This is a genomic window from Arthrobacter hankyongi (assembly GCF_022012395.1).
GTDB classification, from domain to species: Bacteria; Actinomycetota; Actinomycetes; order Actinomycetales; family Micrococcaceae; genus Crystallibacter; species Crystallibacter hankyongi.
In genome coordinates this window covers 153,160-178,198 of sequence record NZ_JAKLTQ010000005.1, presented here as the reverse complement: position 1 = coordinate 178,198, position 25,039 = coordinate 153,160, and the positions used below count along the sequence as shown (strand labels likewise).

The window sequence follows — 25,039 nt, the reverse complement described above, 5'->3', positions numbered from 1 at the left end:
GGTCCCGGGCAAATCCGGGAGACCAGGCTTGAGACGATAGCCGGGAAATCCTGCGCCAATGCTGCGGTCTACCGGCGGAAGCGGTGGCTAGGCTGTGCGTGCGGTCCGCCGTATGCCTTCTTGGTGCCCCAGGGAATGCCGGTGGGCCGCGCTAAAGCAAGCGCGGCCATCGGCCACTAAGCCTCAGGTCACAGACGTATGACGTCTGTCAGGGGTTGGGATACCTAGAGGTAGGAACTGTCCCCAACCCCGGAGTACTTATGACTTTACGCGAAGGCTTCGGCCAAAGCAGCGCCGAGAATCCCGCAGGTCGTGAAAGGCGGCTCGCCTCACCTCGTAAGACCGCCCCTCGGATACACGCACTGGTGGCGGCTGCCACCGGCCTGCTGCTCGCCCTCGGCACTGCCGCCGTGGCCACAATTCCAGCCCACACAGGTCCGACTTTGGCGCTGGCAGAGAAGTCCGGAACGCCGCTGTCCCGCACATTTTCCGTGCCTACCGGCGCCTTGGCGAGTCTGGTACGTGTGTCCGCCGCCTCGAAGGCGTCGAAAACGAAGAAGCCATGGGCGAAGAAGACCAAAGCCGCCCAAAAGCAGGCGGCCACCAGGAAGCGTTTGGCAAGCAAGGCAGCCAGAGCCGGCAGGATCGTCTCGATGGCGCGGAAGGGGATCGGCAAGCCCTATGCCTGGGGCGGCACCAGTCCGCGCGGCTGGGATTGCTCGGGCTTCGTGGGGTGGGTTTACTCCAAGGCCGGGGTGACGCTGCCGCGGATCAAGCAATGGACCGCGATGACCCGGACGTCCAAGCCGAGGCCCGGTGACCTGGTTGTCCAGAATCATGGCTCGCACGTGGGCATCTACACCGGTCACGGAAAGATGATCAGTGCACTAAGCCAAGCACAGGGCACCCAGACGCATCCGGTGTCCTGGATGCCGGCGAAGTTCTACACCCTGCAATAGCCGGAATGGCACAGCGCCGAGCCTGCGCGGCGCGCCGGGGAAACGATTGAGCTCGCTTCCTGCATGACCGTTGCGTGATCCGGGGCGAGAATGGCTGTCTGGCACCGGCCAAACCAGGGCCGGGGGACGGACCCCGAGAGGGAGGCACGATGATCCACCGGAACAACCCGACCGTGCGGAACACCTACCTGTACCGGATCTATGACCGGCACGGGGCCCTGCTGTATGTCGGCACAGCTGACGGCCCGGACCTGAGGCTCGGCGCACACGGAAACCGTCACCGGCGCTGGTGGCCGGAGGCCGCCGCGGCGCGCTGGGAGCGGTTCCATGACCCGGACGAGGCGGCCTATGCCGAACGGGTGGCCGCGGTCCTGGAATCGCCCCGGCACGGCACGGCCTCCGGCAGGCTGCAGCCCGGTACCTACTCCGAGGGAGGCCGCCTCTGCCCGGAGCTGGAACTCGAACTGGAACGGTACGGGGTAGTCGAGGCCGAGGGCGCCAAGTACCGCAGCCTGCGTCTGCTGGCCGCCCGCAAATGGTGTGAAGCCCTGGACCTGTGGCGGCGCGGGCGGCGCGAGGACGCGGCCGGGGCCTGCGACTGGATCAACTACTTCGGAGCCGAACTGCAGAAGATCAGCAGAATCACCGAGCCGGAATTCGAGAAGATGCTCGCCAGCACCGGCCTGCCGGGCCGGTGAGTACCAGCCTGATGCCAGCGGGCGGGCCGGCAGGCCCGCCCGCTGCTGACGTGAAGTTCCTGATCCTGATTCCGGGTCAGTGTATCGACGCCATCGATTCCTGCCAGGCGGTCCAGGCTGCGTAGCTGCCGTCGAGTTCGACGACGTCGTAGCCGGCACGGCGCAGGGCGCTGGCGGCTACGGAGTTGCGCACCCCGCTTTGGCAGTACGTCACGATAGTGCCTTCGGCCGGCAGTTGGTCCAGGTTCCACAGCACACGGCCGGCGCTGAGCTGCTTCGAGCCGGGGATGTGGCCGGCGGCGTACTCGGTCTTGTTGCGCACGTCCAGAAGCAGCGCGGCGTCGAAGCCCTCAAGTTCCTCGGGCTGGATCAGCCGCGGTGTTGCGGCGGGCAGACCTCCGAGGCCGGTGGTGTAGCCGGCGACGTTGTCGATGCCCACCCGGACCAAATGGTCCCGCATGTCCTGCGCCGCTTCCTGGCTGAGGGCGAGCAGGACTAGGGGCCGGTTGTCGGTCTCCGGGTCGTAGGCCCAGGCGCCGAAGCTGGCGGCCTTGTTGCCCATCGGGATGTTCAAGGCCCCGGCGACGGTACCCTGGTGGACCTCGGCGTTGGGCCGGGTGTCGACAAACGTGACCCTGCCGGCTGCCAGGTCCGCGGCGACGGACTGGTTCTCCAGTTCGGGCAGCGGCGCGCGTTCGCCAATGATCTCCGGACCGAGCCGGTTCTGCCGCTTCATCCGGCCGAAGTAGGCGTGGGCATCGGGCTGGCCCTCGAGCAGTTCGTCGATGAAGCCCTGTTCATCGTTGGCAGCCACGTACGGGCCCCACCAGGCATAGAGCCGCTCGTAGCCGACGGTGGTGGAGGGGATAGCGCCCAAGGCCTTGCCGCAGGCGCTGCCCGAGCCGTGGCCCGGGTGGACCTGGACGTGGTCGGGCAGGGTCAGGAACTTGGTCTGCAGGCTTCTGAACAGATCCTTCGCCCCCTCGAACCGGGTGTCGATGCCCCCGGCGGCTTCATCCAGCAGGTCCGGCCGGCCCAGATCGCCGGAGAAGACGAAGTCACCGGAGAGCAGGTAGCCGGGCTGGTCGCTGAAAGCGCCGTCGGTGATCAGGAAGGACAGGTGTTCGGGGGTGTGGCCCGGAGTGTGCAGGGCCTGGATGGTGATGTTGCCGATCGCGATCGCATCGCCGTCGTGCAGCCGTTCGGCGTCGAACCCATACTGCCAGTCCTCGCCGCCTTCGCCCGAAACATAGATTGCCGCCCCGGTCGCTGCGGCCAGCTCGCGGGTGCCGGAGAGGTAGTCGGCGTGGATGTGGGTCTCGGTCACGGCGACGATCTTCATGCCATTGGCGGCAGCCAGCTTCCGGTACACACCGATATCGCGGCGGGCGTCGACGACCACCGCCTCGCCCTTGGCCTGGCAGCCGATGAAGTAACCGGCCTGGGCCAGGTCTTCGTCGTAAATCCGTTCGATGAGCATCTGTTCTCCTTGGTGGGGTGGGGGAAGGTTCGGATCGGACGCTTAGGGTGATCTGTCTAATCACAACGGATATACCCCTGGGGGTATTCCCGTCGGAAGGGCGGTCCAGGATTCAGCGGACGGGGAGCCCGGCACGGGTCCAGGCGGTCATCCCGCCGGCCATGGTGTCGGCGGTGAAGCCGGCCTCGTTCAGGGCATCGGCCACGCGGGCGCTGCGGTTGCCGCTGCGGCAGACGGCGATAACGGGCCGGGATCCGTCGAGTTCGGCCAGTCGGGCGCCCAGTTCCCCCATCGGAATATGGATGGCGCCGGGGATCATCCCGTCGGCGATCTCGAGGCTCTCGCGGACGTCGAGGATCTGGTCGCTGCCGCGGCGCGCGTTGGCTTGGTCGATGGTGATTTCTGACATGGTTTCTCTGTTTCCTTGTTTCCGAACTGGTTCGTTCCGTCGGGCGGGGTCTTGCGGCGGGCTCAGGCCGTGGCGAGGCCGGTCAGGGTGGTGGCCGCAACGCCTGTCGCGACGGTGAAAATGAGCGTGGCGAAGGTGATGCGGATGTGGCGGTCCTTGAGTCGGTGGGCCAGGCCGGCCGCTGCCAGTGAGCCAAGGACGGCCGGGACGGCAAACGCCAGGACCATGGGCCAGTCGATGGCGAGTCCGGCGGCATGGGCGCTGAAGCCGGCGGCGGAGTTCATCACGATGATCAGCAGCGAGGTGCCTACCGCCTGTGCCATGCCCAGACCCAGGAACAGGGTCAGGGCCGGGGTGATCAGAAACCCTCCGCCGACGCCGAGCAGTCCGGTGAGGAACCCGACGAGGAGCCCGACGGCGACGGCGCGGGGCAGGCAGGAGCGCCAGGCCGGGCCGGCGGCGGTATTGCAGGGGCCGCTGGCTTCCCGGGTCTTGCCGAGCATGCGGATCCCGGCCAGGACCATGATCGCGGCGAAGGCGAGCATCAGGATGTCCTGATCGATCAGCCGCCCTGCCGCCGTGCCGGCCCAGGCGGTCGGAATGCCTGCCGCGCCGACGGCCAGGGCCATGGGGATGTTCACTTGGCCCCGCAGCCGCGGCAGCACTGCGGCTGCGGATGAGGCGCCGACCACCAGCAGGGAGATGGGAATTGCCTCCGCCGCGCCCATGCCGACCCCGTAGACCAGGGCCGGGACGGCGACGATGGAGCCGCCGGCCCCGACCAGGCCCAGTACCGCGCCGATCAACAGCCCCAGGGCCAAGGCCGTGATCATGAGGCGCGGGACTCCGGTGCCGCTTCGCCGCGTGCCGGGAACTGCAGGATGGCGGATTCGCGGGTGGGCTCCTGCCCGGTCTTGTTCCATGGCATCGCGGCCAGGGCCTTGCCCATCGCACAGGTGTTGGTGGCCGCCGAGAAGGTCAGGCCCGTTCCGATGGCGCCGGCGAGCAGGCGCAGCTTGGGGGAGAGGAACCTGCCCCCGGCCAGGCCTGCTACCACGAGGGAACCGGCCACCATGCGCACCTGGCGCTCCAGGTCCCAGCGTTCACGCCCGCGGACGACGTTGCCGCCGGCCGCGGCAAAGCCCGGTGCCCCGCCGGCCAGCACGTAGGCAGAGACGAGGCCGGCGCCGCCGAGGCGCTGGCGGGCCTGCTCGGCGCGCACGCCGGACTGGCAGACCAGGACCACCCGGTTGCCCAGCCGCCGGGCCAGTTCGTCGGTGTGCTCGGAGAGCAGCGGCAGCGGCACGTTGTAGGAGCCGCTGATGTGCAGGGTTTCGAATTCGGCGGCCGAGCGGACATCGATGACGGCCACGTCCTGGTGCTGGTCGATCCAGTCCAGCAGGGTCTGCGGATCGATGCTGGTCACGGCTGGGGCTGCGGGTGTGCTCACGGGATTCCTTTCAAAGGATTGGAGGGGGTGTGTTCCGACTATGACACATACCCCCTAGGGTATGCAAGACACCCCTGGGGGTATATGCTGGAAGCACCCCGACCTACGGATGGAGACCCCGCATGCAACTCGACCCCACGGAACTGACCCCGGTGGTCAACCGGCTCAAGCGCGCCCAGGGCCAGTTGGCGGCGGTGACCCGGATGCTGGAGGAGGGCCGGGACTGCAAGGACATCGTCACGCAGCTGGCCGCTGTCTCCAAGGCCTTGGATCGGGCCGGCTTCGCCATCATTGCCACCGGACTGGAGCAGTGCATGGCGCGCGAAGACGGGAGCATGGACAAAAAGGAGCTGGAGAAGCTTTTCCTCTCCCTGGCCTGACCACCGGTCCCCTGCAGTGAAGGAGATGCCATGAGCCATATGCACACCCTGGCCGTGCCGCGGGCCTGCCAGTCCGGCACCGGGGCTCCTCCTGCATGCCGGCCCGTCCTCGGGCCTGCCAGGCGTACTGCGCAGTGCGGCCAATACCGTCGAGGCCCTCGGTACGGGCGTCGGCTTGGAAGTTGTCGTCCAAGGAGCGGCAGTAACCAGCCTCGCACGCGGTACCGACCTCAGTGAATCCCTGGCGGTTCTGCTGCGGAACGGCATCGCGATCCTGGCCTGTGAAAACAGCATGCGCTCGGCAGGACTGGATGCCGGCGGTCTGACGGCCGGCGTTGGCACCGTTCCCGCAGCGGTCGCCTACCTCGCCCGGCGCCAGTGGGAGGGCTGGGCCTACGTCCGGCTCTGAACCAGGCCCCGGCACCCTGGCAACAAGTAGCGGTGATTCGGTCGAACGATGTACCGGAACACCCTGTGGGACGCTACTTCTGCCCGGCGCCTGCGGTGCCGGATCCACGATCGTATTTCCGCGGCGCAACGTGTTGGCGAAAGCAGCGACGAAGCGCCAGCTGTCCGTCCAGTTGCGAATGACGTCGGCTACATGTTTCCTCGGGACAGCGACTGCTGGGGGCTGGAGTGCCAATCCACGCTGAACACGACCATGCTTCAATGTAGGCAGTCAGTCTTGAGGGCAATGTGCGGCCCAACCAGCACGCGTATGGTCAACGGTGCTGGCGGAATCGCGGAACTCCTACGGGCATCGCGGAATGCGGTTGTCCGGCGGATACTGGTGACTGTGGCCGGACGGGAGGGGTTATGGGCGACGTCGTGGGAAAATCCGTCTTGGTAAGTGGAGGCGCAACGGAGGCTTCCCTGCCCGCGGCACGGATGAAGCGCCCGCCGGTGTGACCGCGGCACGAAAGGCCGGAATGACGTTGGGCTTCATCAACCGGTATCCGTTGGTGGTCGCTACGTTGCTGTGCGGCGTGGCGGTGGCCAGCTTCCTGCTTGTCGGGCAGGACAGCGCGGCACAGTGGCTGGCCAGTGGCTTCTCGTTGTTCGTGGCGGCCAGGCTCGCCGTCGGCATGGTCAGGGCACTTGCCCGCGGACGCTGGGGTATCGACCTGCTGGCGGTAACTGCCGTGGTGAGCACGGTGCTTGTGGGTGAGTACATTGCTTCGCTGATCATTGTGCTGATGCTTTCCGGCGGCCAGGCCCTTGAGGACTTTGCCCAAGGGCGGGCCAAACGTGAACTCACAGCCCTGCTTGAGCGTGCCCCGCAGGTTGCCCACCGGGAACGCGATGGCGGGCCCCCGGAGGAGATCAGCGTCGAGCAGGTCGTGCCGGGGGACCTGCTGCTGCTCAGGCCCGCGGAGGTCGTTCCCGTGGACGGCGTGCTGGTTTCGGACTTCGGCTCGTTCGATGAGTCTGCGCTCACCGGCGAAAGCCTGCCGGTCGAACGGACCGCCGGCGACCCCGTCTTGAGCGGTTCGGTCAACGGCGAAGCCGCCGTGCGGATGCAGGCTACCGCTTCCGTGGGTGATTCCCAGTACAGCCGGATCGTTGCCTTGGTCCGGGAGGCGTCGGCCAGCAGGGCCCCCGTGGTCCGGCTCGCGGACCGCTATGCCGTGCCGTTCACGGCTTTTGCCTTCCTGCTGGCCGGTGCTGCCTGGCTGGCCAGTGGCGACCCCGGAAGGTTCGCCGAAGTGCTGGTGGTGGCCACCCCATGTCCGTTGCTGATCGCTGCCCCGGTGGCCTTCGTCGGCGGCATGGGCCGGGCGGCACGGTCCGGGATCATCATCAAGAACGGTGGCACGCTGGAGAAGCTCAGCCGCGTCCGCACGGTGGCCTTCGACAAGACCGGCACTCTGACGGGCGGGCGACCGGTGCTGCTGGAGATCCGGGCGATGGACGGGCCCGCTGGCCAACTTCCGGCAGACGAACTGCTCCGGCTGGCGGCGTCAGCAGAACAATATTCCTCCCATGTGCTGGCCGCTTCGGTCATGGAAGCCGCGGAAGCAAGGGGACTCGTGCTGGTGCCGGCCCGGGACGCAACCGAACACGCCACCCACGGCGTCATAGCCGACTTCGGCGGACGCGCCGTCGTCATCGGCAAGCGCAGGTTCGTCGCCGAAGAGGCCCGCGGTACGGTGAAGACGCCGCTGGCCAGCGGCCAAATGGCGGTCTACATCGGTGTGGACGGTGCCTATGCCGGTGCTCTCGTGCTCAGTGATGCGGTGCGGCCGAATGCGGCCAGCACGCTGGAGCAGCTGCGCCGGCTGGGGCTGGACGAGATGATCATGCTCACCGGCGATGCCCGGGAAACCGCCGAGCATATTGCCCGCGAAGTGGGTCTGGACCGCATCCAGGCCGAATGCCTGCCGGCCGACAAAGTGGAAACGGTCAGAGCGTTGCCGCGCCGTCCGGTCATGATGGTCGGCGACGGTGTGAACGACGCCCCGGTGCTGGCAGCGGCCGACGTCGGGGTGGCGATGGGCGCCAAAGGCTCCACCGCGGCGAGTGAATCCGCGGATGTGGTGATCATGCTCGATGATCTGTCCAAAGTGGCCCAGGCCGTCGAAATCGGCCAACGAAGCATCAAGGTGGCCCTGCAGAGTATCTGGATCGGCATCCTCCTGAGCGTCGGGTTGATGGTCGCGGCGGCCTTCGGCCATATCCCGGCGGTGGCGGGCGCCCTTTCCCAGGAACTCGTGGACTTGGCCACAATCCTCAATGCCCTGCGAGCCTTGGTGCCGGCACGCGCGGCGGGGGGCATCCGGTCCCAGCCGGGCCGGATCCGGGACTATTCCCGGGCCGGAGAATAGTCCCATGACCACGGTCCTCGGATTCAGTACCGACGAGGCCCGGCGGCTGCTGACCAGGGACGGGCCTAATGTGCTGCTGCACGTGCACCCGGTGCCGCGCTGGCGCCGGATCGCGGCGGAGTTCATCCATTTCTTTGCCTTGATGCTCTGGGTGGCCGCGGCCCTGGCTTTCGTGGCAGGCATGCCGCAGTTCGGCGTGGCAGTCCTGATCGTGGTGATAGTCAACGGCATTTTCTCCTATATCCAGGAGGAACGAGCCGAACACGCTGCAGCCAAGCTGCGGGCCCTGCTGCCAGCCCAGGTCGTTGTGGTCCGGGACGGGCACCCGGTCCGCGCTGAAGCGGCCGACCTGGTGTGTGGCGATGTCATCATGCTCACCGTGGGGGGACCGGATCCCCGCGGACGTCGAATTCACCCAGACCGATAACTGCACTGTCGACGAATCGATGCTTTCCGGCGAGAGCGAACCGGTAACCAAAGCTTTGGGGGACAAGGGCTTCGGCGGAACCTTCCTGGCTCACGGTGCCGCCGAGGCAACCGTGGCGGCCACCGGCGGCAGAACGAGGATCGCCGCCATCGCCTCGCTGACTACCACGGTCCAGCCTCCGCAGAGCCCGTTGAATGTCGAATTGCGCCGGATCGTGCGGCTGATTGCCGCCATCGCCCTGAGCCTGGGCGGCGTCTGCTTCGGCGTTTCCCTGTTGGCCGGGACGTCCTGGCGCGATGCGTTCCTGTTTGCCATCGGTGTGTGCGTCGCCCTGATTCCTGAGGGCCTGCTGCCCACGGTGACACTGTCACTCGCGATGGGAGACCAGCGGATGGTGCGGAAAAAGGCGCTGGTGCGGCACCTGCGGGCGGTGGAGACCTTGGGGTCGACCACTTTTATCTGCACCGACAAGACGGGAACCCTGACCCAGAACCGCATGAACGCAGTAGAGGTCTGGACTCCCGACGGCACCGTCAGCGTGGCAGGAGCCGGTTACTCGCCTGCCGCTGAGATCGACGGCAGCGAACAGGCCATCGAGCGCGCGCCGCGTGGGCTGGGCAGCCCGGGCGGCTTCCCGGGGCAAAGCTGTGCTGCGCCACGACGAATGGATTGCCGAGGGCGATCCGATGGAAGCGGCGCTGGACGCGCTGGCCCGCCGACTGGCGGGGCCGCAGGGGCCGGAGCCGGCCGCCGTCGACACCCGTTGGGCCTTCGACGCGGTGCGGCGCCGTGAGTCGGTGGTGGTCGGATCGGAACTGCTGCTCAAAGGGGCTCCGGAGAGTGTCCTGCCGCTGTGTGACACCGATACGGACCTGGACGAGGCATCCGGTGCCGTGGAATCCATGGCTTCCCGCGGACTGCGCGTGCTCGCGATAGACGCGCGCCGTATCGATGGCACAGCCACGGGACCGCAGGAATGGCCGGCGCGCCCGGAGCAACTCGAGGCGCATCTGAGGCTGCTTGGACTCGTGGGCCTGCACCATCCGCCCCGTCCTTCAGTGGCTGCAGCGCTGCGAAGCGCGCGGACTGCGGGCATCAAGGTCGCCATGGTTACCGGTGACCACCAAACCACCGCTGCCGCAATCGCCCGGGAAATCGGACTGCTGGGACCGGACCGCATGGTCCTGGAAGGGCAGAACCTGCCTGGCGATGACCATGTGCTCGGCGCGATGCTGGACCGGGACGGGGTGGTTGTCAGCCGTGTCTCGCCTGAGCAGAAGCTCCGGGTCGCACGGGCCCTGCAGCTGCGCGGACACGTCCTGGCCATGACCGGCGATGGCGTTAACGACGGCCCCGCGCTGCAGGAGGCGGACATCGGCGTGGCCATGGGGGCCAGTGGCACCGACGTCGCCCGGGAGGCGGCCGACCTGGTCCTGCTGGACGATGATTTTGCCACCATCATCACGGCGGTCGAGCAGGGCCGGGCCACCTACGCGAACATCCGCCGCTTCCTCACCTACCACCTGACAGACAATGTCGCCGAACTGACCCCTTCGTGATCTGGGCCCTGTCCGGCGGCAGGTTCCCGCTGGCCCTGGGCGTCCTGCAGATCCTGTTCCTGGATATCGGCACGGACCTGCTGCCCGCGCTGGCGCTCGGCAGTGAAAAGCCGGGCAGGCGCGTACTATCCCGCCCGCCCGAGCGCCGGCACTTGATGGATGGCACGCTGATGCTCCGGGTCTTCGGTGTGCTGGGACCGGTGGAAGCGCTCTTTGAAATGACGGCGTTCACCCTGGTGCTGTGGCTGGCTGGCTGGGCCCCCGGCGGAAGCATCCCGGATGCCGGAACACTCGCGGCATCCTCGGGGGGCGGCCTTTGCCACGGTGGTCCTGGCGCAGCTGGCCAACGCATTTGCCTGCCGGTTTCCTGCTGCTGGAGCCGGTGGCCAGGATGCTCGGGCAGGCCCCGCCGCCACCGGCCGGCCTTGCCATCGCGGTCCTGTCGATTCCTGCCCTGCTCGCGGTGGATCTTGGCTACAAACTGCTCAAGCGCCGCCACAGCCGGAATGGGATTGGCTAATGCTTGCTGCCGTCCACCGGCGTATGGACCACCAGCACAGGGCAGCGGGCATGGGCGACACAAGCTGAACTGACCGAGCCCAGCAGCAGGCCACCGAAGCCACCATGGCCGCGGCGGCCAACCACAAGCAGGTCCGCTCCCTTGCTCGCCTCAATGAGCGTGGACCGTGCCGCACCCTGCACCAGCCGGGTCTTGACGTGTGGCGGCTTCGCCGGCCCGAACGCCTTCGCGATCGACTCCTCCAGGATCTGCCGGGCACGTTCCTCGAAGCCCTCGATACCCACCATGACGTAGCCGTCGTACATCTGCGGATACTCCCAGCATGCCATCGCCTCCACCTCGGCATGCAGTGGTTCGGCGAGGCGCTGGGCCTGTCTCAGGGCTTCGACGGAGGCCTCCGAGCCATCGACTCCCACCACGATCCGCGTTGCCTGATTGTCTGCGGCCATGCCTGTCTCCTGTCCGGTGCGCCGGGTTGCCTCCAGTGTGCCCCGTATCCGGAGCCGGACGGTAGGACAACATTTAACCGGCCGGTATCCCCTTCCCGATCCAGTGCGGCGGGCTTACTATGCTCTCGTATCGCACAAGACCAGGCTCCCTGGCGTGGCTGCTTCAGCACCGGTACTTGGCGCCATCACGGGGAGCCCCGAGGCCCTGCGCCATCAAACTGCCAGATTCTGCCACAGGAGTTGGAGCCATGAGTGATTTGTTGAGGTGGTCGCCGTTCGAGCGCCGCTCGCCCTTTGAAATGATGGAACCGTTACGGCGCCTCTTCGAAGGCGAATCGGAGAAGTCCATGATCCGGGTCGAGGAGGAAGTCAAGGACAACGTGCTGACAATCCGCGCGGAACTGCCGGGCATCGATCCGGAGAAGGATGTGGAGATTTCGGTCTCCGAAGGGCAGTTGCATATCCGGGGCGAGCGGCGCGAAGAGTCCGAACAGAAGGAGAAAGGCACCTATCGCTCGGAGTTCCGCTACGGTTCCTTCTATCGCAGCGTGCCCCTGCCCAAGGGCATCAAGGATGGAGACATCACGGCCACCTACAAGGACGGGGTACTCGAGGTCAAAGCTCCGGTTCCGCAGCCGGCAGCGGAAGAGGAGCCGCAGAAGATCCAGATCACCCGCGGCTAGGCCAGCACGTGCCCGAGCGGGTCCGCCGCCGAAGCGGCGGCCGGCCCGCGTGCCCGCCCGCAGTGTGGGAGAGGGGGTAATGTGACTGAAATCCTGCGGTATGAAGTCGGGTCCGGAGCCGTGCTGGTCGAGGTGGACGACGACAGCTACGGGGTGGAACACCCGCTGCGCAACGAGCAGGGAATCCTGGACTCCGGCCGGCCGCCGCAGCCGCTGTCGAGGCTCTGGCCGAACTGGCCCCCGAGCACATGGAAATACAGTTCGGGGTCAAGCTCGCCGGGGAAGCCGGGGCGATGATCGCCCGGAACACCGCGGACGGGCACTTCATCGTGCGCATGTCATGGTCGCCCGCGCGCATGACGGCGCCGGAGGAGGAAGAATGACCAGGCTGCGCAAGTGAGGGACATGGTCCAATCCCGTGGAGCAGCAACCTCGCCGTGGGAATCGCCTGCGCCCGACGGGCACCTGACGCCGGCGCTGCGTCGCGAACTGGAAGTCCGGGGACCTCAGCATCAACGTTGACAAAGCTGGAGGCAGCGTGGAACGGCGATACACAGTATGGTTCGAGGAAACCGGCCTGGGGGACATCGCCTCAGTGGGCGGCAAGAACGCCTCGCTCGGGGAAATGCTGCGGACCTTGGCCACCCAAGGGGTACGTGTTCCGGAAGGGTTCGCCATTACTGCCGAGGCGTATCGCGACTATGTCCAGGCGAATGCGCTGGAGCAGATCATACGCGACCGGCTGGGGCGGTACCGGGACGGCCGGATGCCCCTGCGGGAAGCCGGCCGGCAAGTACGTGAAATGTTCCTCGCGGGGAAGTTCCCGGCACACGTTTCCGCTGCCGTGCTTGAGTCCTACCACGCCTTGTCCGGCCGAGCGGGCACGGAGAACCTTCCGGTGGCGGTGCGCAGCAGTGCCACCGCCGAGGACCTGCCCGATGCCAGCTTCGCGGGCCAGCAGGAGACCTTCCTGAACGTCGCGGGGGACAAATCGTTGCTGGATGCCTGCCGGAGATGCTTTGCCTCACTCTTCACGGACCGGGCGATCAGTTACCGCGCCCTCAAGGGGTTCGACGACCTGGATGTGGCGCTGTCCATCGGGGTGCAGCGGATGGTCAGGGCCGACCTTGGAGGATCCGGCGTGATGTTCTCCCTCGACCCCGAGACGGGGTTCCCGCAGGTGGTGGTGATCAGCGCGGCCTGGGGGCTGGGGGAGACAGTGGTGCAGGGGACCGTCAACCCGGACAAGTATGTCCTCTTCAAGCCACTGCTGCGGGATCCGGAAATCGTACCAATTCTCGAACGATCGAGGGGCGCGAAAGAGCGGAAACTCGTCTACGGCCGAGGCGGCAGCGCCCGGACCCGCCTGTTGGATACGACCGAGCGGGAACGGCACGCACTGGTCCTCGACGACGGCGAGATTCTGCAGCTGGGCCGCTGGGCGGCTGCCATCGAGGACCACTACGGCTGTCCGATGGACATGGAGTGGGCCAAAGACGGACTGACCGGTGAGCTGTTCGTCGTACAGGCCCGGCCCGAGACGGTCCAGTCCCGCCGTGCGGGTCGGGAATTCACCGTTTACCGCCTCACCGGGAGCGGGAAGGTCCTTGCGGCAGGAGCCGCCATCGGTGAGACCGTAGCGGTCGGACCGGCGTGCGTGATCCGCAGTGTGGCGGATATTGATCGGTTCCGGGACGGGGCGGTGCTGGTCACCGAGATGACGGATCCGGACTGGGTTCCTGTGATGCAGCGGGCCGCGGGCATCGTCACAGAGCATGGCGGCACCACCAGCCATGCGGCCATCATCAGCCGGGAACTCGGCGTTCCCGCCGTCGTCGGCACCGGGAACGCTACGGAGGTGATCGAAGACGGGCAAATGATCACCATCTCCTGTGCTGAAGGCGAGCAGGGGCATGTCTACGCAGGGGCCCTGGACTACTCGACGGAGAAGATCGACCTGCGGACGGTGCCGCAGACGCGGACGCACATCCTGGTCAACGTCGCCAGCCCGGCTGCTGCCTTCCAATGGTGGCGGCTGCCGGTGGACGGCATCGGGCTGGCCCGGATGGAGTTCATCATCAACGACCTCATCAGAGTCCATCCGATGGCGCTGGTGCATCCGGAGCGGGTGGCGGACGTCCGGGAAGCGGCCCAAATCCGGGAGCTGACCCGCGGCTTCAAGGATCCGGGGGACTATTTCGTCGACACGCTGGCCGCTGGCCTGGCCAAGCTCAGTGCCCCCTACCATCCGCATCCGGTCATCGTCAGGCTCAGCGATTTCAAGACCAATGAGTACGCCCACCTGCTCGGTGGCGCCGCTTTCGAGCCGTCGGAGGAAAACCCCATGCTCGGCTTCCGCGGCGCCAGCAGGTACTACGATGACCGCTACCGCGAAGGTTTCGCCCTCGAATGCCGGGCGCTCAAGAAGGTACGCGAGGAACTTGGCTTCGCGAATGTGGTCATCATGATTCCGTTCTGCCGCACGCCGGCCGAAGCGGACCGGGTACTTGAAGTCATGGCGGCCAACGGACTGGCCCGGGGGACGAGCGGGCTGCAGCTCTACATGATGTGCGAGATCCCCTCCAATGTGGTGCTCGCCGAAGAGTTTGCCACACGCTTCGACGGATTCTCGATTGGCTCGAATGACCTGACCCAGCTGGTCCTGGGCGTGGACAGGGATTCCGAGCTGCTGGCCCCGCTGTTCGACGAGCGGGACGAGGCCGTCAAGCGCATGATCAGCGAAGTAATCGGCAAGGCCCATGCCGCGGGCATCAAAATCGGCATTTGCGGGCAAGGTCCGAGCAACCACCCGGACTTCGCGGCCTTTTTGGTCCGTGAGGGCATCGACTCCATCTCGCTGAATCCGGATACGGTCCTCAAGACCATCCCCAGGATCGCCGAGGCCGAACGGCAGTATGACGCCGCACCACAGTCTGTCTGGGGGATGCCCCATGGTTCGTAACGCCGGTTTGCTTCGTGAGGCATCGCAGATGCTGGTTCCCCGCAGCTATGCGGAGTAGGCTCGCCGCCATGAAGAACAATCTATCGAAGCCGGAGACGGAAGTCCTGGAGTCCCGTGAATGCTGGTCCCTTCTGCGGGACGTTTCCCTGGGACGGCTGGCTGTCTGGGTGGATGACCATCCTGAGATTTTTCCCGTCAACATCAGGGTTGTTGACGGGGCTCTTGTCTTCCGCACCGGCCCCGGAACGAAACTGACAGCTGCCCTGGGCGAAAATCCGGTCGCCTTGGAGGCCGACGGCATCGATGCCGATGCGGGCGTCGCCTGGAGCGTCATGGTGAAAGGCCGGGCCACAGCAGCGGAGCACGATGACGAGCTGCTCAGTTCCGCTGCGCGGCTGCTCTTCCCCTGGGAAGCCGGTCCCAAAGATCATTTCGTCCGGATCACGGCCGATTCCATCACGGGTCGGCGCTTCAAGGTTGCAGCGCCGCGGGCCTGGTCCATTTCACTCGACGATGCAACAAGGGCAGGCCTGGAGTGAACCAGAAGGCCCATGGGGCCAATACCGGTCACCCCCGCTGACCGGAAAGATTCCTGGAACTCCAACTACCGTGACTCGCACCGGGGCCAGGCATGGCTGCTACGCTGCCATTACTCCGCGCCGGCGCCTTCGTTCAGCGGCTGCCACCATACGCGTGGAGAAACCACCACAAAACGGCGGCCGGTAACGGAATCGGGGACGATTCGGATGAAGTGCTCCTTGGGTCCCCCATGCCATGGGAAAAGCCGCAGAGTCACCGATTCCAGCAGTTCCTGTCCCGGCCGCACCGCCAGGGCCTTGCCTTTGACAACAACACTCCAGGCGACTCCCGTGGCTGGATCTACGCCGTCTGCCTCCAGTGCGACCGGAAACCCGCCCAGGACGGCGTCGAGCTTGGTCCCCGGCCCCGTTCGGAAAACCAACGATTCCTGATCAACCGCGTAGTTGACCGGAAAGATGTCCGGATGGTCCAGCACCCAGAGTGCCAGCCGCCCGACCGAAACCCCGCGCAGCAGCTGCCAGCATGTCTTTCTGCCCAGTACTTCCGCATCAGGAGCCGGCACAGAGTTTGTCATGGTCCAAGTCTCCTAGAATGGCGGTTCCTGCGGCAATGGCTACGCTGCCCCCGGCAAAGCGAACACGGCGCTTTGCCCCGCAGCTACCAGGGCAGTCCGCTCGCCGACGCGGATGGTGACCGGTGCGGCCTCGCCGGGGGCCGCCGTAACCGTCAACTCCGCGTGCCCGAGGCTGATGTCCAGCAGGTGGCCGCGGTAGCGGACCTGGAAACGCACCTGCCGGAGTTCGGTGGGCATGCGGGGACTGAAGACCAGTGCGTTTTGCTTCATTCGCAGCCCGGCGAAGCTGCGCTGGACGACGTCGATACTACCGGCCATCGCACCGAGGTGGATGCCGGTTCGAGTGGTCCCTCCCTGGGTGTCGTCCAGATCGGCGTCGAGGGCTTCGCGGAAGGTGGCCCAGGCCCGCTCCGGGTCTGCCGCAGCCAGGACCGAGGCGTGGGCGACCCGGCTCAGGGTGGACCCGTGGACCGTGCGGGCAAGGTAGTAGTCCACGATCCGGGCCAGATCGGCTTGGGTGACCGTGTAGCCCAAGCGTGCCAGCAAGGCAATGAGTTGCTCATCGCCCAGGATGTAGAGCAGCATCAGGACATCCGCCTGCTTGGCCAGCCGGTAGCGGTTGGGACTGTCGCCTTCGGCCTCAAGGATGAGGTCCAGGCGCTCGATGTTCCCGTACATCGACCGGTAGCGGTCCCAGTCCAGTTCCTGCAGCCGGGCGTAGCCGTCGAACTGGCTGATGATCCCGTCGTCATGGAAGGGGACGAACATCCGGCGGCTGACGCGCTCCCAGCGGATACGTTCCGGCTCAGTGACCGCAAACCGTTCCTGCATATCTTCCCGGTCCGGGGCCGTGGCCAGGATATGCAGGGCCCGCTCGGAGACCCAGGCCGCCATAACGTTGGTGTAGGCATTGTCGTCCAGGCCGCCGCCGGGGTTCTCCGGATAGCCATCGTGGTACTCGTCCGGGCCCAGGACGGCGCGCAGGTGGAACCTGTCCGCCTGCTCGTCGTATTCCGCCATGGCTGCAAACAGGCGGGCCACTTCGACGATCAGTTCGGCCCCTGCCTCGCTGAGCCAGACACGGTCCAAGGTGGCCTCGAAGTATTGCCACGCGTTGAAAGCCACGGCAAGTCCGCCATGACGCTGTTGGCTCGAGTGATCCCGGACCCAGTGCCCCGACCACTGGTTGTACAGCCATTGGGGCGTCTCCTCGCGTCCATCGCTGCCGCTCTGCCACGGGAACATGGCCCCGGTCAGTCCCGCTGCTTTGGCGGCATCCCGCGCCGCATCGAGCCGCCGCCGGCGGTAGTTCAGTAACGCCCGGGCAACCGACGGAAGGCGTGAGGTGACCAGGGGCAGGACGAACAGGTCGTCCCAAAAGATATGGCCGCGGTATCCTTCGCCGTGTAGGCCGCGTGCCGGAACGCCGACGTCGAGCCCCGCGGTATGCGGCGTGATGGTTTGGAGCAAGTGGAAGACGTGTAAGTTCAGGATCAGCCGGCTCTGCGGATCGGCGTCCAGGTCAACGGCGAACAGGCGTTCCAGCCGGCGCCAGGCCGCCTCGTGCGGGGCCAGCATGTCGCTGAACCGTGCGGGGGAGCGGGCCAGCACGGCCATGGCGCCGGACAGGGGCGAGGAGATGGCCCGGTCATGGGAGGTGGCCATGGCAGCGGTCTTGGTGATGACCAGCGGCACCCCGTCCGCGAGGCGGACCTCGAAGCGCCGGTAGGAGCGCTCTGCGTCCTGTTCGACGGACGCCGGGGCGGGCGGTTCGGAGAGCTCGGTGCGGACGGCAGTGGCAATGCGGATATGGCTCTGGGATGTCTCCACCTCGACGCACTGGATCCCATCCGCCGTGACCGTCGAGGTGAGCGGAACCAAGTGGCGGTTGGCCAGCAGCGCATCCTGCGGAACGTTGGCGTTCAGGACGCCGGTATCGACCCCGCTGCGGATGCTGACCGGCCCGTTCCAGCCCCGGGCCGTCACGCGGGTCTCCAAGGCCATCAGGTGGGGTTCGGCCATGGACACGATCCGGCGCTGCGTCAGCTCGAGGTGGCGTCCCTGCTCATCTTCGAGCCGGATATGCCGGGTCAGGACCGCCCTGCGCAGGTCCAGTTCGCGGCGTTCCCACAGCAGTTTCAGGCCTCCTTCGGACCACCAGCGGTTGTTCTCAGTCCGCAGGTCCAGCGGCAGCCAGTTGCTGACGTTGACCATGTGTTCGTCCTCGGTGGCGTGGTCCTGGATCACACTGTGCAGGCGGTTGTAGACCCCGGCGAGGTAGGTGCCCGGGTAGTGCACGGCACTGTGGCTGCTTTCGGGAGCGGCGCCCCGGGTACCCAGGTAGCCGTTTCCCAGCGTGGTCAAGGCCTCCCGGTGGCCCTCGTGGGCCGGATCGAAGCCCTCGTAGGCCAGCATCCAGGGGTCCGTGAGCACCAGCCCGATGTCCAGTTCGCCGACATCGTTGAGGACGATGCCGGCTCCGGCGTCTTCAAGGGCGGTCCGTTCGCCGGCACGGTCGATGCCCACCACAAGCCCGAAGCCGCCGCGGCTGGCTGCCTGGACGCCGGCCACGGCGTCCTCCAGAACCGCGATCCTGGCGGGCGGGAGGCCAAGCCGTCGGGCCGCCTCCAGGAACATCGCCGGATCCGGCTTGCCCGGCAAGTTCAGTTCCTTGGCGGTGGTGCCGTCCACAACGAGGTCGAAGGCATCCGCCAGACGGGCTGCCGCCAGGACCGCTGTGGTGTTGCGGCTGGCGGTGACCAAGGCCAGCGGCACCCGTGCCGCCCGGAGACGCTCCATCAACTCCAGTGTCGAGGGGAACGCCTTAACGCCGGTGCGCCGAAGCAACTCCTGGAAAATCCTGTTCTTCCGCTTGCCCAGACCAAATACCGTCCAGTCCTGTTCCGTGTCCTGGGGTGAGCCCTCGGGCAGGGCGATTCCCCTCGACCGGAGGAATGACCGGACGCCGTCTTCACGCGGCCGGCCGTCGATGTAGCGGCGGTAATCTTCATCCGCGAACTCCGGCACGCCATTGTCCACGGGCATTCGAGAGTCCGCCAGCACGCTGTCGAACAGTTCTTTCCACGCCGCTTGGTGCACCGCGGCAGTGTTGGTGACCACTCCGTCAAGATCGAAGATCACCGCGTCGAAGGGTGACAGCGTCCCGGCAACCGTCGGCGAGAGCGTTCCTCTGGCCAGAGGATAGGCAGGTGGCACGTTCATGGGTTGCGGTCCGTTGCCATCCGTGCTGCCTGTTTCCCTCGGGCTATGGCTGACAAGACCGAGCATACGCCTCCGGCCGGGCTCTGTGCGGCGGTTCTCCCGGAGGCCGGGGGAGCGGCCGGTCCCCGCGCCCACCCGGACCACCGGGCTACGGTTTGCGCCATCCGAAGACTCATAGTCCAGCAGTGGGTGGCCGTCGACAACACCGCCGCCGAGGAGGACGGCGGGCTCAGGTTCGTGTTTGGGGAGCCATATTCCGTGACCACGACGCAGCCGCCATCATCCGGGAGTTCAAGGAGCGGAGCGCTAACGGAACGCGCATTTTCGAGGATCGGCAGGACCTGAAACCGGTCGCGGCCACCTTGTGTGAAAACAGCATGGTACTGCTGCGCTATGAGATCAAGAAACAGGTGGAAGTCGGCACCAACGAATTCGTCGTCGACGCGGCGTCGGGTCCGCCCAAGCCGCGCGGCGCCGGGATCCGCTGAGTTTGTTGCCCGGCACATGGACTTGAGGCAAGCACCAGCGCTCCTGCTCTAAATGGCGCGGTCCTTGGATTGATCCTCTTCGGCCGTGATGTGGCCTTCCGGCGACCACGGGGAAACGGCAGATCAGTGCCAATGAAATATATGCCAAACGGACCGGGGGTCGTCCGTAGGGCGACATTACAGAAGGAGGCCCTTCATGATGTACGGATGGGATGGAAGCTGGGGTATCGGCGGTTGGATCGCCATGGCCCTGATGGTGCTGTTGTTCTGGGGCAGCGTTGTCGCGGTGGTGATCCTGCTGCTCCGCGGCCCGCGCGGTGTCGGCTGGGGCGGTGGGCACCGACAACCCTGGGAGGATGCCGAGCGCATCCTCAACGCGCGTTTTGCCCGTAGGGAAGCGGACAGTGTCGATACCAATACCGGCGTCGCATGGAGCATTATGGTGAAGAGCCGTGCCGCGGAATCGGGGCATACCGAGGACGTGCCCGATTCTGCTGCGCAGCTGCTTTTCCCCTGGGAAGCCGGAAGTAAGGACCACTTCGTCCGAATCACTGCCGATTCCATTACCGGGCGGCGTTTCAAGGTTTCACCGCCACGGGCCTGGTCGATCTCACTCGATGACGCCACGAGGGCGGGCTTGGAATGACCTGACGGGGTGACTCCCGGTCCTGAAGGACGATGCGTCGAGCCGTCATACCCGTGCGTGGGCTTCAGCGGAAGACCACTTAACACGCCCGCCGCGGAGTCTTCGAGGACCGCGATCCTGGCAGGCGGCAGGCCCAGCCTCCGTGTTGCTTCCAGGAACATCGTGGGAGCCGGCTTCCAGGCAGGTTCAGTTCCTCGGCCGTGGTGTCGTCCACCGCTAGGTCAAAGGCGTCCGCCAGCCGGGCCGCTTCCAGAACCACTCCGGTGTTCCGGCTGGCCGTGATCAGGACCAGTGGAGTCCGTGCCGCGCGGAGACGCTCCATCAGCTCCAGTGCGGAGGGGAATGCGGCTTCAGGGAAGCGATCAGAGTCGCAGCCGCCGTCGCGGTCCTCTACCTAGGTGTTCCGACTGTACCGGCTCTGTGTTTTCGCCCGGTCGTCCGATTCGTTTATGACCTATTAGCGGTTTTCCCGTCACCGGATGGTCCGGATATGGGGGTGCCTGGACGACGCAACCTGTGGCGCGGTCTGGATGCGGGCTTCGGAAGGAGGATCCGGACGGGGACGGGGGCGCTGAAGCGGGCAGCACGGCGGTGGACATGATGCTCGCGGGTGCGCCGGCGTTCGCCCGGCGGCAGCTGCGCGGCACGGCTGAAGAACCAAAGCTTCGCGACTTCGACGACGATCAGGTAGGCCACGATCATCCCGAACAATGCGAGGAAGAAGGGGGCCGGAAGCGGGTCGAAGCCCAGCACCGGGGCCAGCGGCGAGAGGGGCAGGTAAATACCGACGGCCACGACGGCCAGGGATGCGCCGAGAAGGCCGGCCGATGGACGGCTGCGCACGAACGGTACGCGGCGGGTTCTGATGGCGAAGATGATCAGGGTCTGGGTGGCGATGGACTCGATGAACCATCCGGCCCGGAATTGACCGGGAGCCGCTTGGAAAACGAAGAGCATCAGGGCAAACGTGGCGAAGTCGAAAAGGGAACTGATGGGGCCAAAGAGGACCATGAACCGGCGGATGAATCCGATGTTCCAGTGCGAAGGCGCAACCAGTTGCTCCTTGTCCACGCGGTCGCCGGGGATGGCCAGCTGGCCCGCGTCGTAGAGGAGGTTGTTCAGCAGTATCTGCCCGGGAAGCATCGGCAGGAAACTCAGGAAGACCGACGCGGTGGCGGCACTGAACATGTTGCCGAAGTTGCTCGAGGTGCCCATCAGTGCATACTTGATGGTGTTGGCGAAGATCCGGCGCCCCTCCATGACCCCGTCAGCCAGCACGCCCAGATCCTTGTCCAGCAGCACGACGTCGGCGGCGTCCTTGGCGACGTCGACGGCGCTGTCGACGGAAATGCCGATGTCCGCATGGTGGAGTGCAAGGGCGTCATTGACGCCGTCGCCAAGAAAACCCACCGCGTGCCCATTCCGGCGCAATTGGCGGATGATGCGTGCCTTCTGTTCGGGGTTAACCCGGGCGAAGATGCCTGCCTTCCCGGCAGCGTCGGCGAGTTCCTGGTCCGAGAGCCGGTCGACGTCGGCACCGGTGAGCGTGCCTCCCGTCGTCAGGCCGAGGTCGGCACAGACTTTCTCGGCGACCTGGGCGTTGTCACCGGTGGCAACCTTGACGGAGATCCGCAGGGAGGCCAGCCGCTCCAGGGACGTCCCGGCGTGGGCCTTGGGCCGGTCGAGGAAGATGAGGAACCCGGCCAGAGTCATGCTCTTCTCGTCGGCCGGCTCGATGGAGGAGGCTCCGGGCAGGTCCCGGACGGCTACCGCAACGACCCGGGACCCGACCCTAAACTGGCTGTCGAGCAGATCCTGTGCTCCAGGCGGGATGTTGGCACAGCGTGCCAGCACGTCCTCGGGAGCACCTTTGGTGATCAGCCGCCTGGAGCCGTCGGTACCGCGGACGAGGACGCTGATCATGCGGCGTTCGTGATCGAAGGGAATCACATCCAGCCGTTCATAGCAGTTTGGCTCGAATGTCTTTGCCAGCGGTGCCTCCCAAAGGGCAAGGTCGAGCGGATTCCCGCCCGCTGCGTCCGGGCGTCCCTGGGTGTAATCGGCTTCGGTAGCCAGCAGGCCCAGGACAAAGACGCCGTCGCCGGACGCATCCGGGCCAGCCGGTACCGTACCGGTGTAGCTAATGCGGCCCTCGGTCAACGTGCCGGTCTTGTCTGTGACGAGCAGGTCCATGTCGCCGAGGTCCTCAATACACACGAGGCGTTTTACCAGGACCTTGCGACGGGCAAGTTCCCGGGTGCCGGTGGCGAGGCTGGTACTGACCACCGCGGGCAGCAGCTGCGGTGTGATGCCCACGGCGATCGCCAGCGAGAAGAGCAGCGATTCAATCAGGGGGCGCCGCAGGAGCAGATTGACGACGAAGATCAGGGTGGTGAGCACGACCGCTACCTGAAGCAGGAGGAAGGAGAACCTCCGGAGGCCGATCTGGAATTCCGTCTGCGGTTGCCGTTCACCGAGGCCCAGTGCAATGCGGCCGAATTCGGCCCGCGCCCCGGTGGCGACGACGACTCCTTTTGCGCTTCCGGAACGGACGACGGTTCCCATTAGTATGCACGAGGCAAGTCCGGCTTCACGTGTGGATCCGCGCACTGGAGCGGGATTCTTGGGCACCGGAAGGGACTCACCGGTGAGGATGCTCTCATCGCAGAGTAGATCCTCGCCACTCAGCAGGCGGATGTCGGCCGGCACGACGGCACCTAGCACGAGATGGACAATGTCACCGGGTACGATTCCCGTGACGGGGATCTGGCGGGGCACACCGTCGCGCACAACGATGGTGCTGTGTGACACCCGGGAGTGAAGCGCCTCCGCCGCGCGTTCGGCCCTGAACTCATTGCTGAAACCCAGGCCCACGCTCGCAACCAGGATCACGCCGATGATGATGGAGTTGACGGCGTCGCCCAGGACTAGGGAAACGCCTGCGGTGACAATCAACAGGATCAGGATGGGACTGCGGAGCTGGCGCCCGAGGACCGGCCATACCTCGGCCTTGTGCGTTCTGACCGTGTTGGGACCCCAGCGCGCCAGCCGTCGGTCGGCTTCCGCGCTGCTCAGGCCGGACTCGTCTGATTTCAGATCCAGCAGCACCTGTGCTGCCGTGCGTCCGGCCATTTCCGCAAGCTGGTCCGTTGCGACTGCCAGATCCGGCATACGGCACACCTCCGCGAACGTCCCGCCTGATCCTAAGGCTACGTCGCGGATCTGTGAATGGCCCGGCAATGACTGTACGTCTTCCACCAGCGGGCTGGGGGACTCCTCGTGTTGCTGCATGAGGCCTCCGAGTGTGTTCGAGTACATCAGGTGCGTGTCCGGTAGCGAAGAGGCCCAAAGCGGAGTACCGGCGCACAAGACCCCAGCGCTGTGCAGCTTTGCCTAACCGGGCCGGACCTGGCTGTCCGTTTAGCTCATCTGGCGGAAGGCCAGCGTAGGTTCTGCCCAACGCGTGCGATCAGGATTCGAGTAATCAACGGAGCGTTAGACCCGCTGAAGATCAACGCGGCCGGCTGAGCAGACGGACCAATTCCATGCCGTTCTGTCACCGGGCGCATGGACGGCAAACAGCGGGCAGTAGGCGATGTACGCTGAGCTGACCGACCGGACCAGCAGACCGCCAAACCCGCCGTGGCCGATAACCAGCATCTCGGCTGTCAGCGCCGGTCGAAAAGTGAGCCGTTTCGCGGGGCGAAATCTGAGCCACGTTGACGGGAGTTTTACTGTCCCTGCCTGATGGGGAGCGGGACCGGCAGACCAGGACCGGGTTAATCCCCGAGGGAAAAGACAACGCTTTGCCCGGCATCCAGCCGGGCTGTCCTGTCTCAGACGCGGGGCCCGGCAGATAACCGAGCTCGTCGATATAGTCCCGGAAGCGGCGGTGCGGGTTCGACTTGGGAACCTGCACCGCGGTGGCCGTGGGGAAGATTTCCCACACGGCAGGGGACAGCCAGGGCAGCCCGGTCCGGATCCAGGTATCCAGGACGCAGGCCCCAGGCGTAGGCGGTCTTGAACACCGTTGCGTCCCGGTAGGCGGCCACCGCGCCCTTGCGCCCCGATGCCAGGACCCGTTCGACCTCGAGGTCGGCCAGATCGAAGAATCTCTGCAACTCGGCCCGGCTAAAGGGCCTTTTGGCCGGTGCCTGTTCGTTGTTCTGGGCGTGGCGTGCCCGGTTGAGTTCGGTGATGATCTGGACAGGGGAGCGGCCGAACCCCTGCACGCAGATCCGGTCCCACTCATAGCCGGGATCGGTCAGGAAGTCGCAGAACAGCTTCAGATGGGCCTGGTGGGCGCGGATGGTGGCAAACGCCAGGTTCAGGATGGACCGCTCATGGGCGAAGAACTCGTCGGCATCCTCGACCGTCCAGTCCCAGGGAACGGGTGCGATCGACAAACCGCCGGACCAGGCCCTCCCGTCCCCGGATCGTGCCGAACCTGAAGTTCCGGGCCAGCTGCTGCTGTTTCCAGCCGGCGAGCATGTCGAACACGGCCTCTGCGGCAAATGCTCCCTGACGCAGCGGAAGCCGGATCAACCGGCCCTCTTCGGGTACCATCACCCTCCGAACCCTGTACATCGGACCCACCGGGCGCCGGTCAGGCCGGAATCCCTGTATCGGTGGGGATTCCAGTGCCCAGGCACCCGAAAGCAGGGGAGCCGTTGTCCTGTCTCAGTTAAATTGGCGCAGCCGTGGGGCTCTGACGTGGGATGCGACAACTAAAGTGAGACTGCCTGGGCGGATTTGTCTCACTTTAGTT

General features: G+C 66.1%; 22 protein-coding genes and 3 pseudogenes. 16 read left to right on the top strand and 9 right to left on the bottom strand.

Going from position 1 to position 25,039, the window contains the following annotated elements; genetic code table 11:
- Positions 1-260 precede the first annotated feature (260 nt).
- Together LVY72_RS09675 and LVY72_RS09670 are read left to right on the top strand one after the other, a co-directional pair.
- The gene (locus tag LVY72_RS09675; protein ID WP_237820242.1) at positions 261-959 is read left to right on the top strand and encodes a C40 family peptidase; all 699 of its coding nucleotides are present in this window, start codon (positions 261-263) and stop codon (positions 957-959) included.
- Between the two features lie 149 nt (positions 960-1,108).
- Positions 1,109-1,657, top strand: coding sequence for a GIY-YIG nuclease family protein (locus tag LVY72_RS09670; protein ID WP_237820240.1), 549 nt, complete (start codon positions 1,109-1,111; stop codon positions 1,655-1,657).
- A 76-nt stretch (positions 1,658-1,733) separates the two neighbouring features.
- On the opposite strand, the gene LVY72_RS09665 is transcribed toward LVY72_RS09670, so the two are convergent.
- From LVY72_RS09665 to LVY72_RS09650, 4 genes are all read right to left on the bottom strand, one after another.
- Positions 1,734-3,137 (bottom strand): MBL fold metallo-hydrolase, encoded by a 1,404-nt coding sequence (locus LVY72_RS09665; protein ID WP_237820239.1) that lies wholly within the window; start codon positions 3,135-3,137, stop codon positions 1,734-1,736.
- A 112-nt stretch (positions 3,138-3,249) separates the two neighbouring features.
- Complete coding sequence (locus LVY72_RS09660) at positions 3,250-3,546, bottom strand: rhodanese-like domain-containing protein (RefSeq protein ID WP_237820237.1); 297 nt, start codon at positions 3,544-3,546, stop codon at positions 3,250-3,252.
- Positions 3,547-3,608: 62 nt separating this feature from the next.
- Entirely contained in the window at positions 3,609-4,379 is a 771-nt protein-coding gene (locus LVY72_RS09655) for a sulfite exporter TauE/SafE family protein (RefSeq protein WP_237820235.1), read from the bottom strand.
- A complete protein-coding gene (locus LVY72_RS09650; protein ID WP_237820233.1) occupies positions 4,376-4,996 on the bottom strand; it encodes a rhodanese-like domain-containing protein in 621 nt (206 codons plus the stop codon). The genes LVY72_RS09655 and LVY72_RS09650 overlap by 4 nt, the downstream gene beginning before the upstream one ends.
- 122 nt (positions 4,997-5,118) lie before the next feature.
- On the opposite strand from LVY72_RS09650, the gene LVY72_RS09645 reads away from it, so the two are divergent.
- From LVY72_RS09645 to LVY72_RS24630, 8 genes and pseudogenes are all read left to right on the top strand, one after another.
- A complete protein-coding gene (locus LVY72_RS09645; RefSeq protein ID WP_237820231.1) occupies positions 5,119-5,376 on the top strand; it encodes a metal-sensitive transcriptional regulator in 258 nt (85 codons plus the stop codon).
- A gap of 175 nt (positions 5,377-5,551) precedes the next feature.
- A complete protein-coding gene (locus LVY72_RS09640) occupies positions 5,552-5,785 on the top strand; it encodes a DsrE family protein (RefSeq protein ID WP_237820229.1) in 234 nt (77 codons plus the stop codon).
- Between the two features lie 520 nt (positions 5,786-6,305).
- Positions 6,306-8,201 (top strand): heavy metal translocating P-type ATPase, encoded by a 1,896-nt coding sequence (locus LVY72_RS09635; protein ID WP_237820375.1) that lies wholly within the window; start codon positions 6,306-6,308, stop codon positions 8,199-8,201.
- 4 nt (positions 8,202-8,205) lie between these two features.
- Entirely contained in the window at positions 8,206-8,628 is a 423-nt protein-coding gene (locus tag LVY72_RS24650) for a cation-transporting P-type ATPase (RefSeq protein ID WP_308190736.1), read from the top strand.
- Positions 8,564-9,091 (top strand): annotated as a pseudogene (locus tag LVY72_RS24645) (HAD-IC family P-type ATPase); the annotation flags it as partial. The gene LVY72_RS24650 and the pseudogene LVY72_RS24645, both read left to right, overlap by 65 nt.
- A 145-nt stretch (positions 9,092-9,236) precedes the next feature.
- Positions 9,237-10,187 carry an HAD-IC family P-type ATPase gene (locus LVY72_RS24640; protein WP_308190734.1) on the top strand — a complete coding sequence of 317 codons (951 nt, stop codon included), beginning with the start codon at positions 9,237-9,239 and terminating at the stop codon, positions 10,185-10,187.
- Positions 10,184-10,396: pseudogene (locus LVY72_RS24635) on the top strand (cation transporting ATPase C-terminal domain-containing protein); the annotation flags it as partial. The gene LVY72_RS24640 and the pseudogene LVY72_RS24635, both read left to right, overlap by 4 nt.
- Before the next feature lie 143 nt (positions 10,397-10,539).
- Positions 10,540-10,707: a hypothetical protein gene (locus LVY72_RS24630; RefSeq protein ID WP_308190741.1), complete on the top strand. Its 168-nt coding sequence runs from the start codon at positions 10,540-10,542 to the stop codon at positions 10,705-10,707.
- Here LVY72_RS24630 and LVY72_RS09625 read toward each other — a convergent pair.
- On the bottom strand, positions 10,704-11,156 hold the full coding sequence (locus LVY72_RS09625) for a universal stress protein (protein ID WP_237820227.1): 453 nt from the start codon (positions 11,154-11,156) through the stop codon (positions 10,704-10,706). The genes LVY72_RS24630 and LVY72_RS09625 overlap by 4 nt on opposite strands.
- 248 nt (positions 11,157-11,404) lie before the next feature.
- On the opposite strand from LVY72_RS09625, the gene LVY72_RS09620 reads away from it, so the two are divergent.
- From LVY72_RS09620 to LVY72_RS09605, 4 genes and pseudogenes are all read left to right on the top strand, one after another.
- Entirely contained in the window at positions 11,405-11,839 is a 435-nt protein-coding gene (locus LVY72_RS09620) for an Hsp20/alpha crystallin family protein (RefSeq protein ID WP_237820225.1), read from the top strand.
- Between the two features lie 182 nt (positions 11,840-12,021).
- Positions 12,022-12,222 (top strand): annotated as a pseudogene (locus tag LVY72_RS09615) (CU044_2847 family protein); the annotation flags it as partial.
- A gap of 155 nt (positions 12,223-12,377) precedes the next feature.
- The gene (ppsA, locus tag LVY72_RS09610) at positions 12,378-14,801 is read left to right on the top strand and encodes a phosphoenolpyruvate synthase (RefSeq protein WP_237820223.1); all 2,424 of its coding nucleotides are present in this window, start codon (positions 12,378-12,380) and stop codon (positions 14,799-14,801) included.
- A 68-nt stretch (positions 14,802-14,869) separates the two neighbouring features.
- Entirely contained in the window at positions 14,870-15,340 is a 471-nt protein-coding gene (locus LVY72_RS09605; protein ID WP_237820221.1) for a pyridoxamine 5'-phosphate oxidase family protein, read from the top strand.
- 110 nt (positions 15,341-15,450) lie between these two features.
- Here the strand turns inward: LVY72_RS09605 and LVY72_RS09600 are convergent, their stop codons facing one another.
- Positions 15,451-15,915: a pyridoxamine 5'-phosphate oxidase family protein gene (locus tag LVY72_RS09600; protein WP_237820219.1), complete on the bottom strand. Its 465-nt coding sequence runs from the start codon at positions 15,913-15,915 to the stop codon at positions 15,451-15,453.
- Between the two features lie 39 nt (positions 15,916-15,954).
- Positions 15,955-19,137, bottom strand: coding sequence for a beta-phosphoglucomutase family hydrolase (locus tag LVY72_RS09595; protein ID WP_237820217.1), 3,183 nt, complete (start codon positions 19,135-19,137; stop codon positions 15,955-15,957).
- Positions 19,138-19,322: 185 nt separating this feature from the next.
- On the opposite strand from LVY72_RS09595, the gene LVY72_RS09590 reads away from it, so the two are divergent.
- Both LVY72_RS09590 and LVY72_RS09585 read left to right on the top strand, forming a co-directional pair.
- Positions 19,323-19,625, top strand: a complete 303-nt coding sequence (locus tag LVY72_RS09590; RefSeq protein ID WP_237820216.1) for a hypothetical protein — start codon at positions 19,323-19,325, stop codon at positions 19,623-19,625.
- 196 nt (positions 19,626-19,821) lie between these two features.
- Positions 19,822-20,271, top strand: a complete 450-nt coding sequence (locus LVY72_RS09585; RefSeq protein WP_237820204.1) for a hypothetical protein — start codon at positions 19,822-19,824, stop codon at positions 20,269-20,271.
- 447 nt (positions 20,272-20,718) lie between these two features.
- Here the strand turns inward: LVY72_RS09585 and mgtA are convergent, their stop codons facing one another.
- Together mgtA and LVY72_RS09575 are read right to left on the bottom strand one after the other, a co-directional pair.
- Positions 20,719-23,442 (bottom strand): magnesium-translocating P-type ATPase, encoded by a 2,724-nt coding sequence (gene mgtA / locus LVY72_RS09580; protein ID WP_237820202.1) that lies wholly within the window; start codon positions 23,440-23,442, stop codon positions 20,719-20,721.
- A gap of 665 nt (positions 23,443-24,107) precedes the next feature.
- A complete protein-coding gene (locus LVY72_RS09575; protein WP_237820199.1) occupies positions 24,108-24,677 on the bottom strand; it encodes a site-specific integrase in 570 nt (189 codons plus the stop codon).
- Positions 24,678-25,039: the final 362 nt, after the last annotated feature.